This window comes from Erwinia tasmaniensis Et1/99, from assembly GCF_000026185.1.
GTDB lineage: Bacteria > Pseudomonadota > Gammaproteobacteria > Enterobacterales > Enterobacteriaceae > Erwinia > Erwinia tasmaniensis.
Window position 1 is genome coordinate 3,825,415 of record NC_010694.1, and the last position, 17,277, is coordinate 3,842,691.

Genomic DNA, 17,277 nt, shown 5'->3' on the forward strand with positions numbered 1-17,277 from the left:
GCAGTGAGTTAGGGTCAGGAAATCAGAATAATGTTGCAGGAAACACGCTTACACCGCATCCGGGCGCTGCTCAGTACCTTCAGCCGGATCGGTACCGAACAAATTATCAAAGAGCTGGGCATTTCGCGGGAAACCGCCCGGCGCGATATTATTGAACTGGAAGCTCAGGGGCTGGCTAAACGTGTCCACGGCGGGCTGGTCGCGCTGGACACCGCACCTGAACCTCCGCTCAGGGTGCGCAGCACGGTAATGGCGAAAGAGAAACGGGCCGTTGCCCGCGCCGCTGCACAGCTATTGCTGCCCGGTCAGACCGTATTTCTTGATGCCGGCAGTACCACCACCATGCTGGCCGAAGAGCTGCGTACGATGTCTGGCCTGACGGTCATCACCAACAGCCTGAATGCCGCATTACAGCTCTCTGCGGCGGAAGAGCATGAAACGCTGAACAATCAGGTGATCCTGCTGGGAGGAAGCCTGCAGGCCGGCGCGCAGGAAACGCGCGGAGAACTGACCGTTGGTGAGATTTTTCGCTATCGCGCCGATGTGGCGCTGCTTTCTCCCGTCGGAATTGAGCAAAACTTCGGGGCCAGCAGCTTCCATCCTCATGAAGCCGCCATTGCCGGTGCGATGGCCCGCCAGGCCAGCCGTCTGATCCTGTTAGCGGATCACAGCAAACTCGGCGTCAGCAGCCGAATGAATTACGCCAGCATCCGCCAGGTCAGCACGCTGGTGACCGACCGGGGTGCCGCTGCGCTATCGGCTTTTTTGGCCCTGGAGCAGGTTGTGCCGCAGGTGATCCTCGCCTAATTCAGCCGCTGCGGATGGGTGTAAACCGTTGCACGCCCCGGTTTGCTGAAGCCCACCAGCGTCACATTACTGGATTCTGCCACGTCTACCGCCAGACGCGTGGCGGCAGAAACGGCAAACAGGATCTCCACCCCACACATGGCGGCTTTCTGCACCATCTCATAGCTGGCGCGGCTGGAAACCAGCAGGGCACCGTCTGCCGTGGCCCATTCGGCCTGGCTGCGAACGCCGAGCAGCTTATCCAGCGCCACATGACGGCCAACATCTTCGCAGCCGGCGCGCAGCTGCCCGTCCGGATCTATCCATGCCGCCGCATGGGTACAACCGGTTAACTGCCCTACCGGCTGGAAATCCTTTAGCTGGTGCAGCGCGCTGTCCAGCTGATTAAGATCGAAACGCTGGGTAAACGGCAGCGGCCGCAGCGGCTTGCCGATCTCTGCCAGCTGTTCCACGCCACAAACCCCGCACCCGGTGCGCCCGGCCATTGACCGCCGCCGTTCCTTTAACGCCATGAAACGACGGCTGGATAGCTCAATCTGGATTTCAATACCGTTGCAGACCGGCACGATATCCATCGAGAAAATATCACCAGGCACCGCGATAATCCCTTCCGACAGCGAAAAACCGACGGCAAAGGCGGCCAAATCCTTCGGCGTGGCCATCATTACGACATGAGAAATACCGTTGTAGACCAGCGCGACCGGCACTTCTTCCGCCAGCCAGTCCGGTTGCGCCTGCTGCCGCGCATCACGCTGCCACACCATCGTCTGCCGCGCGCCGACGGGTTTTTCACCCTGATTTTCAATGTCGTGCGGTTTATCATTCACGCAATATCTCTCATCCTGTGCGCCACAGATCGCCGTGGCTTAGCTGTTAACCTGGGCGCGTAAAAGCGCCTTTTCTCAATTGTGAACCTCCGAGGCCCAGGCCGCAAAAGTTATTCAGCGATATCCATTCGGCACGGTTATTGTGCCCTTTGCTGGCAAAAAAAGGATAAGGATAAGGCGCGGAGAGAAGGGGGAGATTCAGTAAAACGCGGCATTCGTCGCCGTCGGGGCTACCATATCAAACTGAAGCGCGTATTCTTATTAACGGCTGTCCGTTTCATCACGCGATCTGGCTCGCGCTCCCAGCAGGACGATTTCCTGCCGGAAAAAATAAAACGCCGCTGCCCGATATTTGCGCAGCGTAAATGCACGGCAAAAAGAGATAAACAACCGAAAAAGGTCTCTGATGACGATTCTTATTATCCCGCAGGACCCGTCGGAGAACGGCAACCCGGCGGTGGACACCATACCGCCGTTGCTTTTCCCCCGTCTGAAAAATTCTTACAGCCGCCGTGCCGCGCGTCTTCGCCAGCTGGCGGCAAAAAATCCATTGGGCGACTATCTGCGTTTTGCTGCGGTCATTGCCAGCGCGCAGGAGATCGTACTGTATGACCACCCGCTGCGGATGGATCCGCGCGCTCGCCTGGAAGAAAGCGCTCGCTCCGGCAGGCCGCCGCTTGATATCAACACCCTGCCGCGCGATGCGCACTGGCAACGGCTGCTGCATTCACTGATTGCCGAGCTGAAGCCTGACATGAGCGGCCAGGCGCTTTCAGTGCTGGAAAACCTGGAGAAATCTTCATCTGTCGAGCTGGAAGCGATGGCCGGCGCGCTGTTTTCCAATGAGTTTTCCCAGGTCAGCAGTGATAAAGCCCCGTTTATCTGGGCCGCTTTGTCGATCTATTGGGCGCAGATGGCGGCGCTGATCCCAGGAAAGGCGTATGTAAAGGCCGGTGAACAGCGCCAGTTCTGCCCGGTATGTGGCAGCGTGCCGGTCTCCAGCATGATACATGTGGACGGCGTGCGTTACCTGCACTGCAATCTGTGCGAAAGCGAGTGGCATGTGGCGGACGCAAAATGCAGTAACTGCGAACAGACGCGCGATCTTCACCACTGGTCGCTTGATAGCGCGGCGGTTAAGGCTGAAAGCTGCGGTGACTGCGGCACCTGGCTGAAACGGCTGTATCAGGAAAAGGATCCGGCGGTCGAGGCGGTGGCTGATGACCTGGCAACGCTTATCCTTGATGCGCGCATGGAGCAGGAAGGATTTGCCCGCAGCAGTTTGAATCCTTTTTTATTCCCGGGAGAGTGAAAGATGAAGCTAATAGGCACCTATACCAGCCCGTACGTTCGCAAAATTTCGGTGCTGCTGCTGGAAAAAGGGATAGCGTTTGAATTTGTTAACCAGTCTCCGTGGCTGGAAGAAAGCCAGGTCACAGACTACACGCCGTTAGGAAAAGTGCCGGCGCTGGTTACCGATGCGGGCGCAACCTGGTACAACTCGTCGATTATCGCCGCCTGGCTGGAGCTGCATCATCCCAATCCTGCCTTTCTGCCTGCCGATCCTCATTTGGCGCTGGCGGTGCGTCAGCTGGAAACGCTGGCCGATGGAGTATGCGATGCGGCGCTGCTTATCGTGCGGGAACAGCAAAAAGCCCCCGGCCAACGCTGCACGGACGAAATGCAGCGCCAGCGCGATAAAATCAGGCGCGGGCTGGACGCGCTGGAAGCCGCGGCCGTCGAGGGAAAAGGATTGAACGGCGCGCAGATCACCCTGGCGGATATCGCCACCGTCTGCACCCTGGGCTACCTCAATTTTCGTAGAGTGGCACCCAGCTGGTGCGTCGATCGTCCGCAGCTGGTCGCGCTGGCAACAACCCTGTTTCAGCGTGACAGCTTTGCGCGTACCGAGCCGCCTGCCGGCTGAATTCATGTACGACAGCGACAGGAGGGACGAACATGCAACGCTGCGGCTGGGTGTCTGACGATCCGCTATATATTGCCTACCACGATAACGAATGGGGCGTGCCCCATACCGACAGGCAGGCACTCTTTGAAATGATCTGCCTTGAAGGCCAGGTCGCCGGGCTCTCCTGGCTCACGGTGCTGAAAAAACGCGAGCACTACCGCCGCCTGTTTCATCATTTTGACGTGCAGGCGGTAGCAAAAATGGATGAGGCGGATATCGACAGGCTGATGCAGGAACGTGCGATTATCCGCCACCGCGGTAAAATCAGCGCAATTATCGCTAATGCCCGCGCTCTGCTGGCAATGGAAGCGGCTGGAGAACCCTTTACGGCATTTATCTGGGGCTTCGTCGACCATCAGCCACAAATCGGCCGTTTCAATGACGCTCATAGCACGCCGACCACCAGCGCTGCTTCCGATGCCATGTCAAAAGCATTGAAAAAACGCGGCTTCAAATTTGTCGGCTCCGTCACCTGCTACTCGTTTATGCAGGCCTGCGGGCTGCTTTGTGAGCATGTTACCGGCTGTTTTTGCCATCCCGATAATAAAAGTCGCCTTTGGTAACACATTTTAGAGTGGGCCAGGCCAATTTCTCCGGGGTTTTGCACCCTGGTCCTCGCGTTTACTGGTAAGGTGTCCGCCCGCCGTTGTGAAAGAAAATGCCTATCAATAAAACAACATTCTTGCGGAAAAAGCGCGGCGGGAAAAATCACTATTGATGTAGAAAGGTCATGCTGGACAACCATAAGTGAAGATATCTGTGGCTTTCCATGCCAGTGATATTGAGCCGGAACCTGACCTGACGCGGCAGTTATGATAGCCTTTACCGATGATTAACCCCTGGGAGCAACATGAACCTTAAAGCATCCAAAGCCACCATCAGCGATGTTGCTAAAGCCGCAAATACCGGAAAAACCAGCGTTTCCCGCTATCTTAACGGCGAGCTAAGCGCGCTTTCTACCGATCTCAAAACACGCATTGAAAGCGCCATAACCCAGCTTAACTATCATCCCAGCCAGATGGCGCGCGGTTTAAAACGCGGGCGTACTCGCTTAATTGGCCTGATTATCGCGGATATTACCAATCCCTATTCAATCAACATGCTGAGCGGTATTGAAGCCGCCTGCCGCGCCAATGGCTTCACCCTGCTGATGTGTAATACCAATAATGAAATCGATCTGGAACAGCACTACCTGAATCTGCTGAACAGCTACCAGGTTGAGGGGATTGTGGTTAACGCGGTAGGAATGCGCGAAGAGGCGCTGAACCAGCTACAGCAATCACAGCTGCCGATGGTGTTAATCGACCGCAAAATTGCCGATTTCCATTGTGACGTCATTGGCCTGGATAACCATGCCGCTGCGCGGGAGGCAACCGAGCATCTGCTGGCACGAGGCTATCGTGCGCTGCTGTTTATCAGCGAACCGTTGGGCATGATCAATACCCGGCTGGAGCGCGTGCACAGCTTCCGTCAGCGCATGGCACAGCAGCCAGATCGTGTCGCCGAGCTGGCCGAAGTTGCATTGGGTGACGCACAGCGGCTGGAGCAGGTGCTGCGCGATTTTTACCAGCACCACCATGATGCCCCCTGCGCGGTGATGGTGGTCAATGGCGCACTGACGCTACAGGTGGCACGCGCGTTGCGCCGTCTGGACCTCAGCTGGGGAGAGCACATCGGCCTGCTGGGCTTCGATGAACTGGACTGGGCCGAGCTGGCGGGCGTGGGGATCACCACGCTGAAGCAGCCCACGTGGCAAATGGGCTACGCCGCCCTTGAACAGGTACTGAAGCGCATCGAAGGCGATGATGATCCGGTGCACGAACAGCTCTTTAGCGGCGAACTGATTGTGCGCGGTTCGACGGCCGGGAAAGCGGTAACGTTTTAGCCGCGTGAACGCCCGTGCCCACAGCCAGAATAATGCGGTGGGCAAATCATTCTTCGTTACCGCGGTCTTTTACATCCCGTTAGATGTCTTCTACCAGACGAAGAAAACCGTAAAGCAGTTAATTTCCGATGATCGCGGTAAGCGACTGTGAGGGTGTTTCTCCGCTCATCGCTTATTGTTCTTTATCACGGCATCAATCAGCCCCTGTACTTCATTTGATTCTTTAGAGCAAACAAACACCGGTAATAATTTATTGGGATCACCAATAGCACGGCTTCTTTTTAATTTATAGTGATCGACACTTTTCGCAGAATGAAAATTTATTTCTTCTGCCATAAGATTAATTAATTTGTCATCCTGAAAAAAACTACGCGGTAAATCATAAGCATGAATCACTGGGATTGTGATACCCTTATCTTTAACGCAAAGATCCATCGAGTAAACACTGATATTTAAATCCTCAGCTAATTTCTTACTTCCTTCCTCCGTTGTTTCAAGTTTAATTCCGTCACCATAATCTTTCTCTTTAGTGAAAAAGTTATGCACACCTTCTATTAATAAGTTTTCTGTATGCTCGCCCAATATAACCATGACGGGAGTGCGGTTATCAAAAATACTTTTCATTAGTTCTCCCGAATGTTGAAGTGGAAGGAGGTCGACAACCATAGCGGCACTTTTATATTCGCCGTCATCTTTGCTTTTAAACATGATTGTTTTACCAAAAATATTTTCAAAAGTTCCCGCGTTCCTTACGCCACGGGCATCAATGATGGCTTGACCGTTTTCGTTATTCTTTTTTCTCAGAAGAGGGGGCACTGGAAACGCAGGATAGACGGTTTTTGAAGGAGCGGCGCTTTTATCGTCACCCTCCGCGCTTTGGATCGTTTTTAACAATCCTGATGTTCGCGGCGGCGTTTTACTCTCTGGTTCATCTTCTTTGAGCACTGGCCACCCTTTGGCCACGGCCATTTCTATTAAACAATCTCTCTGCTCGTTGGTTTGAACCATATGCCCATTTCTGCATTCCCGCGCATCGACTATCGCTCTTTCCACGCTGACATCGTTATTCATGGCCAGGGCGCAAAGAACCACCCCGGTACGCCCGACACCCGCACGGCAGTGTATAACCGGTACGCCTTCATTTCCCTCTTGCGCATTTTTGATGCTGTCTATAAGCTGCCTGGTTGCCTCTGGGCTTAAAGTCCCATGATCTGGCCAATTAGTGACATGGTGTACGTTAACTGAGAAATCATTTTTTTGACTCTGGATAAGCAGATCATAAGTCTCCACCTTTGTCTTATCGGCCAACTCGTAGGCTTCAGTTTTGTTAGATCTGGTGGTCATCTCACCATAATCATCCGAACGGTGAAAATAGTTGTGCATTTCTTTACTCTGATTATTGATTTCGGCCTCCGATGCGAGAACCACGATCAAGGGCGTGTTTTGTTGCACTATCATTTCAAGAAAACTCTGTATCTGTTCCTTTAAGGGATATTGGGTGGCGATGGCAATTTTTTTATTATCGATAGTGATATTGTTAGCATGAAGGCCATGACCTACCCGAGTTTCGACTCTTGATGATATATCTTTGAAAAGATTAACCACCTTATTCCCCTCAATAAAATAGCGAGGATCATTATCACCAGAAGGTTTTAACCGGTATTTTACATCCTCAAGGAGGATTTTTAAGGTCAAAGATTTGTCATCTTTTTTATTTTCTAATAAGTCCAATTTCAAGGTAAGTTTTTTTTGTGTGTTGCTGGTTTTTCGCAGATGACACACAACCGAATTTTCTGGCGCCATGACATAATCTTTCGAATGACTTGGTATATCTTGGGTAGGCTGGGAGGGTTGTTGTTGATTTTCGATTCTCATCGCCGTCACCTTATAATGATTATTATTAAATTAAAAACGTGTATTTTCCCGAAGCCACTTTCCTTCCTGATATCAGGCACCTCTTCCACAGCCAACAAAAAATCGGTCGTCTCATATTAATCAATATTGCAATGATAATGGCGGCGGAATATACCAAATAACAACACTACTCCTGCATCAGGCTGAATACAATTTCACGTAAAATCGCTCATTACCTTACAGATAAGCGGATAAAATATTTAATTTTCTAACTAAAACTATTTATCGACAAGAGCGATTAAAAAGATGACTGGTAGCTGAATAACCATTTTTTCCTCCCTCACAGGAGGTGTTATTTATTGTTATTTTCCACAGCCTTTTTTCACCCTATACGATAATCGTATGCCCCTGCGAAACGGGCATAAGAGCCTGTTTTTGCCATTTTCCTGATTGCCCCCCGTTACCGACCGTCCCCCCTGTCATTTTAAGAAAAATCCCCACCTAAAAATAACAACATCGTGAGCGTCATCATAAGTTACATCTCTGTATCTTTCCTTTGGAACCGGTTCCATCTACGCTTTTCTAATGTAAATGGAGGGATCATGAAGAGAGATGTGATTGTCGTTACCGCTGCTTACGGTCAGCAGCAGGTGAGCGCACTGGGCGGCCAGCAGGCGCTGCTGCCAATTATTGCCGCCGCCGGGGCCGACGGCGTGGAGATCCGCCGGGAACTGTTTACCCCGCAACAGCTGACGCAGTTACCGCAGCTGGCGCAGGCCATCGCGGATTCACGGCTGACGGCGTTTTATTCGGTGCCGGAAGCGCTATTTATGTCGGATGGTTCGCTTAACCCGCGGCTGGATCTGCACTTCGCTGAAGCGCAGCAGCTCAACGCGCGCATGCTGAAATACTCACTCGGCCATTTCCAGCCGGGCTTTGATGGCAGCGAACTGCGTGACAGGCTGGCGGGAAAAACGGTACGGCTGGTGGTGGAAAACGACCAGACCGACTGCGGCAGGCTGACCGCCATCGAGCGTTTTTTCCACGCCGATGAAAAGGATCGCATCATCAACGGCATGACGTTTGATATCGGCAACTGGCTGTGGGTCGGTGACCAGCCGCTCGCCGCGGCCAAGTCTCTGAGCCGCTATGTTCACTACATCCATGTGAAAGCCGCAGCGCCGTATGGTGACAGATGGCGGGCTTTGCCTCTCGACAAGGCCGATAACCTGTGGCGTGACACGCTGGCGTTACTGCCTGCCGACGCGCCGCGTGCCATTGAGTTTCCGCTGGAAGGTCCCGACCTGGTGGCCATTACCCGGCATTACGTTGACCAGCTGCGCGAGGGATAGATCATGACTATTGATGCCAACGGCACGTTGGATGTTGTCACCATCGGTGAAGCGATGGCGATGTTTGTGGCGGATGAAGCGGGCGATCTCGCCAGCGCAAACCATTTCACCAAACGCATCGCGGGGGCAGAGCTGAATGTGGCGATCGGACTGGCGCGCCTCGGTCTGAAAGTGGGCTGGGTCAGCCGTATTGGTGACGACTCTTTTGGCCGATTCGCCTGCCAGCAGCTGGATCGGGAAGGCGTGGATCGTCGCCGGGTGACGTTGGATAAGCGTTACTCCACCGGTTTTCAGCTAAAATCGAAGGTTGAGGATGGCTCCGATCCGCGGGTGGAGTATTTCCGTAAAGGCTCCGCCGCCAGCCATCTCTCACAGCAAGATTTCGATCGTGACTACTTCGGCAGCGCACGCCATCTGCACCTGAGCGGCGTCGCGGCGGCAATATCCCATGACTCGCTGGCCCTGTCGCTTTATGCTGCACGCGAAATGAAAGCGATGGGCAAAACCCTCTCTTTTGACCCCAATCTGCGTCCGGTGCTGTGGCCAAGCGAGCAGGAGATGGTCAGGCAGCTGAACAATCTGGCGCAGTATGCCGACTGGGTGCTGCCGGGCATAAGTGAAGGTAAGATCCTTACCGGTTACCATCAGCCGGAGGCCATCGCCGATTTTTATCTGGCAATGGGCGTTAAGGCGGTCGTGATTAAGACCGGCGACGACGGGGCTTGGTATAAAACCGCTGAAGGTGACAGCGGGCAGGTGGCCGCGGTGAAAACCGATAACGTGATTGATACCGTGGGCGCCGGTGATGGCTTTGCCGTTGGCGTTATCAGCGCCCTGCTGGAAGGAAAGTCGTTACCCGCAGCCGTACTGCGCGGCAACAAAATCGGTTCGCTGGCGATCCAGGCCATTGGCGACAGCGAAGGATTGCCAACGCGCGCCCTTTTAGGTGATTTCTAAGCGCCAGCCCTGACCGGAACATAACAAAACCGCATCGCCCACCCTACAAGAGAATGCGGCTACCGAGGAAGAACTATGAGCAATCAGAAAATCGCGCCAAAACGCTGGTGGTATATCATGCCCATCGTGTTCATCACCTACAGCCTGGCTTATCTGGACCGTGCCAATTTCAGCTTTGCCTCCGCTGCGGGGATCAATGAAGACCTCGGTATCACCCACGGCGTATCGTCCCTGCTGGGCGCGCTGTTCTTTCTCGGTTACTTCTTTTTTCAAATCCCCGGGGCCATCTATGCCGAACGACGCAGCGTTAAAAAGCTGGTGTTCTGGTGCCTGATCTTGTGGGGCATTTGCGCCACGCTAACCGGGCTGGTGAGCAATATTCCGATGCTGGCGGCAATCCGCTTTACGCTGGGCGTGGTAGAAGCGGCGGTCATGCCGGCGATGCTGATTTATATCAGCAACTGGTTCGTCAAATCAGAGCGCTCACGCGCCAATACCTTTTTGATGCTGGGTAATCCGGTTACCGTGCTGTGGATGTCCGTGGTCTCCGGCTATTTGATTAACGCCTTCGGCTGGCGCGAGATGTTTATTATTGAGGGCTTTCCGGCGGTGATCTGGGCGGTAGCCTGGTGGTTCCTGGTGCAGGATAAACCGGCACAGGCGAAGTGGCTGAGCGATAGCGAAAAAGCCGCGCTGCATGCTCAGCTGGAGAAAGAGCAGGAAAACCTGAAGGCGGTACGCAATTACTCCGAGGCGTTTAAATCGCGCAACGTCATTATTTTGTGCACCCAATATTTTTGCTGGAGTATCGGCGTATACGGCTTTGTGCTGTGGCTGCCGTCCATTCTGCGTAACGGCACGCAGATGGGGATGGTCGAAGCCGGCTGGCTTTCTTCAGTACCTTACCTGGCGGCGACCGTGGCCATGATTATTGTCTCCTGGGCATCGGATAAGTTACAGAACCGCAAACTGTTTGTCTGGCCGCTGCTGCTGATTGGTGCGCTGGCATTTATCGCATCGTACCTGGTCGGGTCTGGCAATTTCTGGCTGTCCTATGCGCTGCTGGTGCTGGCCGGGGCCGCCATGTATGCCCCCTACGGCCCGTTTTTTGCCATTATTCCGGAAATGCTGCCGCGTAACGTTGCCGGCGGCGCAATGGCCCTGATCAACGCCATGGGCGCGCTGGGTTCATTCCTCGGCTCTTGGGTAGTGGGTTATCTCAACGGGGCGACCGGAAGCCCGGCCGTATCCTACATCTTTATGGGAGGTGCTCTGCTGGCGGCGGTTTGTCTGACGCTGATCGTCAAACCGGCGCAGGAGAAGCATTCACCCCTTCCTCATGGTGCGCTATCGTCAAAAGGGTAGCAGTAACACTGACTCATCTACTTAATTAACAGGGATCACGGTATGAAACCTTCTGTCGTTCTGTATAAATCGTTACCAGAAGACCTGCGCGCACGGCTGGATGAACATTGTCATGTGACCGAAATTAACGGGCTAACCGCGGAGAATATCGCCAAACACGAAGACGTTTTCCGCCAGGCAGAAGGCATCCTCGGTTCCGGTGGCAAGGTCGATGCAGAATTTTTACGCCAGGCGCCGAAGCTGCGCGTGGCATCCAGCATCTCCGTTGGCTATGACAATTTTGACGTGGCGGCGTTAAACGATCGCGGCGTGCTGCTGATGCACACACCCACGGTGCTGACCGAAACCGTTGCCGATACCATGATGGCGCTGGTGTTGAGTAGCGCACGCCGCGTGGTGGAAATGGCGGAACGCGTTAAATCCGGCGAGTGGCGCGGCAGCATTTCCTCCGACTGGTTTGGCATTGACGTGCACCACAAAAAGCTGGGTATTCTCGGCATGGGTCGCATCGGGCTGGCGCTGGCACAGCGCGCCCATCTCGGCTTCGGTATGCCCATCCTCTACAACGCCCGTAAGCATCATGATGAGGCCGAGCAGCGTTTTGATGCTGAGTACTGCGACCTGGATACGCTGCTGGCCGAGTCGGATTTTCTCTGCATCAGCCTGCCGCTGACGGAGCAGACCCACCATCTGATTGGTCGCGAGCAGCTGGCAAAAATGAAGCGCAGCGCCATACTGATCAACGCCGGGCGTGGCCCGGTGGTCGACGAGCAGGCGCTGATTGCGGCGCTGAAGGATGGCACCCTGCATGCCGCCGGGCTGGATGTCTTTGAGCAGGAGCCGCTGCCCGTCAGTTCGGAGCTGCTGGCGCTGCGCAATGTCGTTGCGTTGCCGCATATTGGTTCCGCCACCCATGAAACGCGCTACGGTATGGCGAAAGATGCGGTAGATAATCTGATTGCCGCACTGAACGGCAAGGTTGAGAAGAACTGCGTGAATCCCCGTTAACGGTGTTCAGGGCACAACCGCAGTGTGCCTGTTCCGCAGCGCCCATCCGTCAAAAAGGTCGCCATCGCGACCTTTTGTTCTTTTACCATTCTGTCCGGGCGTTGCGGCAACCCTTGCCGGAGTATGTCCTGTACTGACGATGCAGATGACTTACCGGCAGTGGAACGAACGTGAAGTCGCCATCATCTTAATAGAGAGAAACGACGTCTTGGATGTATGCGCTATTTCTTCTTCGGCGCAGAACAGACATCGAACACGGTTGTCTTTCCTATATGAACACCTTTGACTCCAGATATCGTCATATTGCCTGCTTTATCTCTAGTCACTCCTCCCCCTCCTTTTTTTTCAGCTCCGTCGCCGCTTCGCTGGTTATTTTTTGGTTGAGAGCTGTTTCCCACCCCTTTTAACGAACGGGTAAATGCGTCTTGGGGACCGTTTGCGCCCTCTGTTGTTCGATAAGTTCCAGAGATCGAACCCTCAGTTTTTGCCACTCCACGCATGATATTACCTCCTGTAAATGTCTGGATGTAAAAAACTACATCCAGTCTACCGCTGGCTCTATATACGTGAGGTGTACCACCCTGGTTAAAACGTGTGCAACCGCAGAACCCGGTAACCTGCACTTCCGTCCAGACGCAGCGCTGATTACTCCTTAGCGATCGGCGTTTCATTTACCGTCACGGCTTCGCTGCCCTGAATCTGACGCACGCGCTCTTCAACTTTTTGCACCGCGCCGGCGTCTTTCAGCAGCGTATAGGTCAGCGTAAATTCAGTGCTCTGCCCTGGCTGCAGCTGCTTCACCCGTCCCTGCTCTTTCTCAATCGTCACCGGATAGGCGTAGTTGGTTCCAGGCTCAATGCCGGTAACATATCCCTGTTTCAGCGTATCGGTGTTTTTCCACATGGTCAGCAGCGGCAGCTGATGGGTATCAAATTCGATGGATGCGCCTTTATCCCCCTTAGCGTTAATGACCGCCGCCACGGTTTTTCCGCTGCTGTCGGCTTTCGGCGTCAGGTTAAACACCATTTCATCGAAATCTTTGGTCGGAGCGCCATAGCGATCCCAGCCGTCCAGCCCTTTTTTCGCATAGTCGTTAAACGGCGAGACCGACTTCAGCGGAGCAATAAAGCGCGCGTCCTTTTCGAGGATCGGCGTACCAAAATTGCTGTGATAAATAATTTGGTAATCGTGGGGATAATCGGCCTGATTGGTTAACACGTCATGTACGGTGAATGAATCAGAACCGGGCACATAGCGCAGCTCGGTCCAGGTGTCGAGTTTGGCTTTTTTAAAGGTGGCTTCTTTGAGCAGCCCGCGAATGCGGATCTCATGCGGGGCGCGGTCGTCCACCGTCACCTCCACCTTTGATGCCGGGGTATTCCCCGCCTTGCCGTGCAGGGTATAAAGCACCCCGTCTTTATTTACCGGGTGCCCCGTCCACTCAAAACCGCAGCGCACCATCATCTCGTTGAAACCTTCCAGCCAGCCCGTGCCGTTGCGGCTTTCCAGGTTCATATAGGCCGGATTGACCACGTCCTGAACCGGAGAGTCCCAGCCAAGACGGACGCCGTGGCCGTTAACATGCAGCAGGTCCATGCCACGGCTTGGGCTAAGTGCGATAGTCAAACCGTTCTGACTGGTTAAGGTCAGCACCTTGCTGCCCTCCTGCTTCCCCCCATGCAGAACTTTTTGCTGAATGCTGAAGCGCTCCCCCGACAGCTTCAGCTGCTGGCTGTCTATCTGCCAGTTTCCCTTTTCAGTACCGCTTTCAGCATCCGTCAGCAACCAGCTTTGTGCTGCCGCCTGACCGCTGATAACCGCCATCACTACCCCTGCCAGAATTCTCTTTTTCATTTTTTCATGCCTTTAGCTGAATTGATTTAGCTTTAACCCGGCTAAGACTACAAACCGCAGCAGGATAAAACCGTGACAGCCATCACCGCCCGGTTTATTGCTTTTATCAGCTTAATAAAACGCGTGCTGCATCACTTATTTATAGTTGAGTTGGCTTTCTTACATCCATATTGTGCGATGGTTAACGGTTGTTTCACCTGGGAAAAACGATCCGCCGGTCATCGTTCCCTGCACGCACCGATCTCGTGTTCCCGTTATTGCATCACACGGGTGCTGGCGTTAAGGTGATGCCCTTGTGTGGATAACAAGTGATTAACAGGGTATGAGCTTTTCAGCATTTGGCGAAAAATTTACGCGGCATTCAGGTATTACACGTCTGATGGAAGATATGGGGGAAGGGCTTCGAACCCCTGGGACAGTCATGCTGGGCGGCGGCAACCCCGCGCACATCCCAGAGATGGACGCCTATTTCCAGCAGCTGCTGCAACAGATGCACGATGAAGGAAAGCTGACGGAAGCCCTGTGCAATTACGACGGCCCACGCGGCAAAAGCGCGCTGCTGGATTCACTGTCTGGCCTGCTGCGTGAACAGTTCGGCTGGCAGATAGCGCCGGAAAATATCGCATTAACCAACGGCAGCCAGAGCGCCTTCTTCTATCTGTTCAACCTCTACGCCGGTCGGCGTCAAGATGGCAGCAGGAAACGCGTCCTGTTTCCGCTGGCACCGGAGTACCTGGGCTATGCCGATGCGGGGCTGGATGAAGATCTTTTTGTCTCCACGCGGCCAAATATTGAAATGCTGCCGGAAGGCCAGTTTAAATACCACGTCGACTTTGAACATCTTCATATTGGCGAAGATACCGGTCTGATCTGCGTTTCACGCCCAACCAATCCCACCGGAAACGTCATTACTGACGAGGAGCTGATAAAGCTGGATGCCCTGGCACAGCAGCATCATATCCCACTGCTGATCGACAACGCCTACGGCCTGCCGTTTCCCGGCATTATCTTCAGCGAAGTACGGCCCCTGTGGAACCCGAACATCATCCTGTGTATGAGTCTGTCAAAGCTCGGACTGCCCGGTTCGCGCTGTGGCATTATTATCGCCGATGAAAAGGTCATCTCCGCCATCGGCAATATGAACGGCATTATCAGCCTGGCCCCCGGCAGCATGGGCCCGGCTATCGCCAACGAGATGATCCAGCGCGGTGACCTGCTGCGGCTGTCAGAACAGGTGATAAAACCGTTTTATCAGCAGCGCGTTAACCAGACGATTGCCGTTATTCGCCGCTATTTAACCGCAGATCGCTGCCTGATCCATAAACCTGAAGGAGCGATATTCCTCTGGCTGTGGTTCAGGGACCTGCCGATAACTACGGAAGTGCTGTATCAGCGCCTGAAACAGCGCGGCGTATTGATGGTGCCCGGGCAGCTCTTCTTCCCCGGACTGGAACAGGAGTGGCCGCACACGCACCAGTGCATGCGCATGAACTATGTGCCGGACAGTGACAAGATTGAGCGCGGGATTGCCATTCTGGCAGAAGAGATTGAGCGGGCGCACCGCGAAGGGTAATACCGGGGTCATCTGTGGAATTGTCCACGGGTACAGGGGTACGACGCAAAAGCGGTGCCCCGGCTCTCCGCATCTGATGAACAACAACAGAGATAACGGCTGAAAAATCTGTATAAAGCTTGACCGTCGTCAGTCATTAAATCAATTGATCATGCTTTTTCTATGGGTCAAATTAATAATATGGAACAGCAACGCTAATATATAAAATAAAAAAGACTGATGATATGCCTTATAACGAATATTGCAAGGTAGATGAAATGGCTTCCCAAAATTCACTTTATTTGGGACGGTGAGATACAAAATATCACCTAAAAACATTAGACTTGCCACAGGTGATTATTATTTGTGGGCATATAAGGCAGCGTACTTAACCTATCACAGAAATTTAATCAATAATATTGCGAGAGAGGAATGAGTTCCGGTTATACTTTTAGCTGGCGTGGCGGCTGCTGAAGTGGGTGGTGCTCCAGACAGGTTAGCCACATACCTGCTTTCTGATCCCTTCAATATAAGAGCCGTAGCTCAGCACCTCAGAAAACTCATTTTATTCGATAACGCTGCCTTACAAGACAGGGTTAACTTAACTGATGAACAAATTACACTGGCGGGGTCTCGCTATAATCGCGGTACTGAAAGGAAGAAAGCTGACTTCATACGTTCAATATCAGCGCCGTTAGGAGACCCCATAAGAGAATATAGTTCATATGGTCGCCGTATTATTGAGAAAAAAGAAACGATAGCCAGAATAATGAGAGGATACTAAATGGGAAAGGTGACGATATATATTTATTATATCATGTTGTTCCCCGTGATTTATCTTCTTTCTTCATTTAAAGAGGAGAGTCTGATTGATGGGGTTGAAATTAGAAATGCCTGTATGGCTCACAGGGCATTTGTTGTTGATGATATAAGAGATTTCACCGTTACGTTAGCGATAATATTGTTAGTACCCTGTTTTTATTTTTTGCAGAAAACGAAATTTAAATCAACCAGCGTTATTTTTCTGACCATCGCAGTGATTTTTTACTCGGCGTGGCGGTTTTTTGTCAGGGTCACTCTCTGTTAGAGGCGGAACCAGCTGATTCAGGGTCGCCGGATAGGCGACCCGCGTAAAGGGCTTATTTCATAATGTCGATACGGCGAGGCTGGTTGGCTTCGGGCACCACGCGCTCCAGATCGATATAGAGTAACCCATTCTCCAGCCGTGCATTTCGGACATGCACATGCTCAGCCAGCTGGAATTTGCGCTCAAAGTTGCGCTCGGCGATGCCCTGGTAAAGCCAGGTACGCTCCTGCTGTTCGTCAGGGTGCGAACCCCGTACGCTCAGAAGATTGTCATGGGAGGTGATATCCAGCTCGCTTTCGGCGAACCCCGCCACGGCAATCGTAATACGGTAGTGATTCTCAGCCACCAGCTCAACGTTGTACGGCGGGTAACCGCCATTGTTTCCCTGACTCTGATTGGTTTCCAGCAGGTTAATCAGACGGTCAAAACCAATGGATGAACGATAAAGCGGGGCAAGATCGAAGTTACGCATTTTCAGCTCCTGATATTCAGCGAGTTATTGATTGATTTTGGCACGCAACCCTCCACAATGGACGGGCCGCCGCTGCAGAAAAACACCGCCCTGTCGGCACGGGTTTTACTGAGCGTAGTCATAAGATGGTGGTGCCGGATACGCTTTCAAGGGGATAAATGCGGTTTTTTTTAACCTGAAATCAGCGAATGTCTTACACTCAAGGATGAACTCATCGGCATTGCGCACCAGCCACCACTGAAGGGAAAGGGATAGGTTATCCCACGCGCTGGCAACTATTATCAGCCG

The 17,277-nt window shown here is 53.1% G+C and carries 16 protein-coding genes; 11 read left to right on the top strand and 5 right to left on the bottom strand.

From position 1 onward, the window contains the following. Positions 1-30: 30 nt before the first annotated feature. A complete protein-coding gene (locus tag ETA_RS18335) occupies positions 31-807 on the top strand; it encodes a DeoR/GlpR family DNA-binding transcription regulator (protein ID WP_012443100.1) in 777 nt (258 codons plus the stop codon). Here ETA_RS18335 and fdhD read toward each other — a convergent pair. Further along, the gene (gene fdhD, locus ETA_RS18340; protein ID WP_042959391.1) at positions 804-1,571 is read right to left on the bottom strand and encodes a formate dehydrogenase accessory sulfurtransferase FdhD; all 768 of its coding nucleotides are present in this window, start codon (positions 1,569-1,571) and stop codon (positions 804-806) included. The genes ETA_RS18335 and fdhD overlap by 4 nt on opposite strands. A 469-nt stretch (positions 1,572-2,040) precedes the next feature. Here fdhD and fdhE point away from each other — a divergent pair, with 469 nt between their 5' ends. From fdhE to ETA_RS18360, 4 genes are all read left to right on the top strand, one after another. Continuing rightward, positions 2,041-2,946 carry a formate dehydrogenase accessory protein FdhE gene (gene fdhE / locus ETA_RS18345; RefSeq protein WP_012443102.1) on the top strand — a complete coding sequence of 302 codons (906 nt, stop codon included), beginning with the start codon at positions 2,041-2,043 and terminating at the stop codon, positions 2,944-2,946. A gap of 3 nt (positions 2,947-2,949) precedes the next feature. Beyond that, a complete protein-coding gene (locus tag ETA_RS18350) occupies positions 2,950-3,561 on the top strand; it encodes a glutathione S-transferase (RefSeq protein WP_012443103.1) in 612 nt (203 codons plus the stop codon). Between the two features lie 32 nt (positions 3,562-3,593). Then, the gene (locus ETA_RS18355) at positions 3,594-4,166 is read left to right on the top strand and encodes a DNA-3-methyladenine glycosylase I (RefSeq protein ID WP_012443104.1); all 573 of its coding nucleotides are present in this window, start codon (positions 3,594-3,596) and stop codon (positions 4,164-4,166) included. A 287-nt stretch (positions 4,167-4,453) separates the two neighbouring features. After that, positions 4,454-5,488, top strand: coding sequence for a LacI family DNA-binding transcriptional regulator (locus ETA_RS18360; protein WP_012443105.1), 1,035 nt, complete (start codon positions 4,454-4,456; stop codon positions 5,486-5,488). Positions 5,489-5,653: 165 nt separating this feature from the next. Here the strand turns inward: ETA_RS18360 and ETA_RS18365 are convergent, their stop codons facing one another. Beyond that, positions 5,654-7,363: a protein-tyrosine phosphatase family protein gene (locus ETA_RS18365; RefSeq protein ID WP_012443106.1), complete on the bottom strand. Its 1,710-nt coding sequence runs from the start codon at positions 7,361-7,363 to the stop codon at positions 5,654-5,656. Between the two features lie 581 nt (positions 7,364-7,944). Here ETA_RS18365 and ETA_RS18370 point away from each other — a divergent pair. The 4 genes from ETA_RS18370 (at position 7,945) to ghrB (ending at position 12,024) form a co-directional block, all read left to right on the top strand. Then, the gene (locus ETA_RS18370; RefSeq protein WP_012443107.1) at positions 7,945-8,694 is read left to right on the top strand and encodes a sugar phosphate isomerase/epimerase family protein; all 750 of its coding nucleotides are present in this window, start codon (positions 7,945-7,947) and stop codon (positions 8,692-8,694) included. A 3-nt stretch (positions 8,695-8,697) separates the two neighbouring features. After that, entirely contained in the window at positions 8,698-9,651 is a 954-nt protein-coding gene (locus ETA_RS18375) for a sugar kinase (RefSeq protein ID WP_012443108.1), read from the top strand. Positions 9,652-9,726: 75 nt separating this feature from the next. After that, positions 9,727-11,016: an MFS transporter gene (locus tag ETA_RS18380; RefSeq protein ID WP_012443109.1), complete on the top strand. Its 1,290-nt coding sequence runs from the start codon at positions 9,727-9,729 to the stop codon at positions 11,014-11,016. Between the two features lie 42 nt (positions 11,017-11,058). Then, positions 11,059-12,024 (top strand): glyoxylate/hydroxypyruvate reductase GhrB, encoded by a 966-nt coding sequence (ghrB, locus tag ETA_RS18385; RefSeq protein ID WP_012443110.1) that lies wholly within the window; start codon positions 11,059-11,061, stop codon positions 12,022-12,024. A 221-nt stretch (positions 12,025-12,245) separates the two neighbouring features. Here ghrB and ETA_RS18390 read toward each other — a convergent pair whose 3' ends face one another. Together ETA_RS18390 and ETA_RS18395 are read right to left on the bottom strand one after the other, a co-directional pair. Next, positions 12,246-12,524, bottom strand: coding sequence for a hypothetical protein (locus tag ETA_RS18390; RefSeq protein WP_042959218.1), 279 nt, complete (start codon positions 12,522-12,524; stop codon positions 12,246-12,248). Positions 12,525-12,669: 145 nt separating this feature from the next. Next, entirely contained in the window at positions 12,670-13,878 is a 1,209-nt protein-coding gene (locus tag ETA_RS18395; RefSeq protein WP_012443111.1) for an aldose 1-epimerase family protein, read from the bottom strand. 322 nt (positions 13,879-14,200) lie between these two features. On the opposite strand from ETA_RS18395, the gene ETA_RS18400 reads away from it, so the two are divergent. Continuing rightward, complete coding sequence (locus ETA_RS18400; protein ID WP_012443112.1) at positions 14,201-15,451, top strand: valine--pyruvate transaminase; 1,251 nt, start codon at positions 14,201-14,203, stop codon at positions 15,449-15,451. A gap of 763 nt (positions 15,452-16,214) precedes the next feature. Beyond that, positions 16,215-16,517, top strand: coding sequence for a YjeO family protein (locus ETA_RS18410; protein WP_012443114.1), 303 nt, complete (start codon positions 16,215-16,217; stop codon positions 16,515-16,517). Positions 16,518-16,569: 52 nt separating this feature from the next. On the opposite strand, the gene ibpA is transcribed toward ETA_RS18410, so the two are convergent. Then, the gene (gene ibpA / locus ETA_RS18415) at positions 16,570-16,989 is read right to left on the bottom strand and encodes a small heat shock chaperone IbpA (protein ID WP_012443115.1); all 420 of its coding nucleotides are present in this window, start codon (positions 16,987-16,989) and stop codon (positions 16,570-16,572) included. Positions 16,990-17,277: the final 288 nt, after the last annotated feature.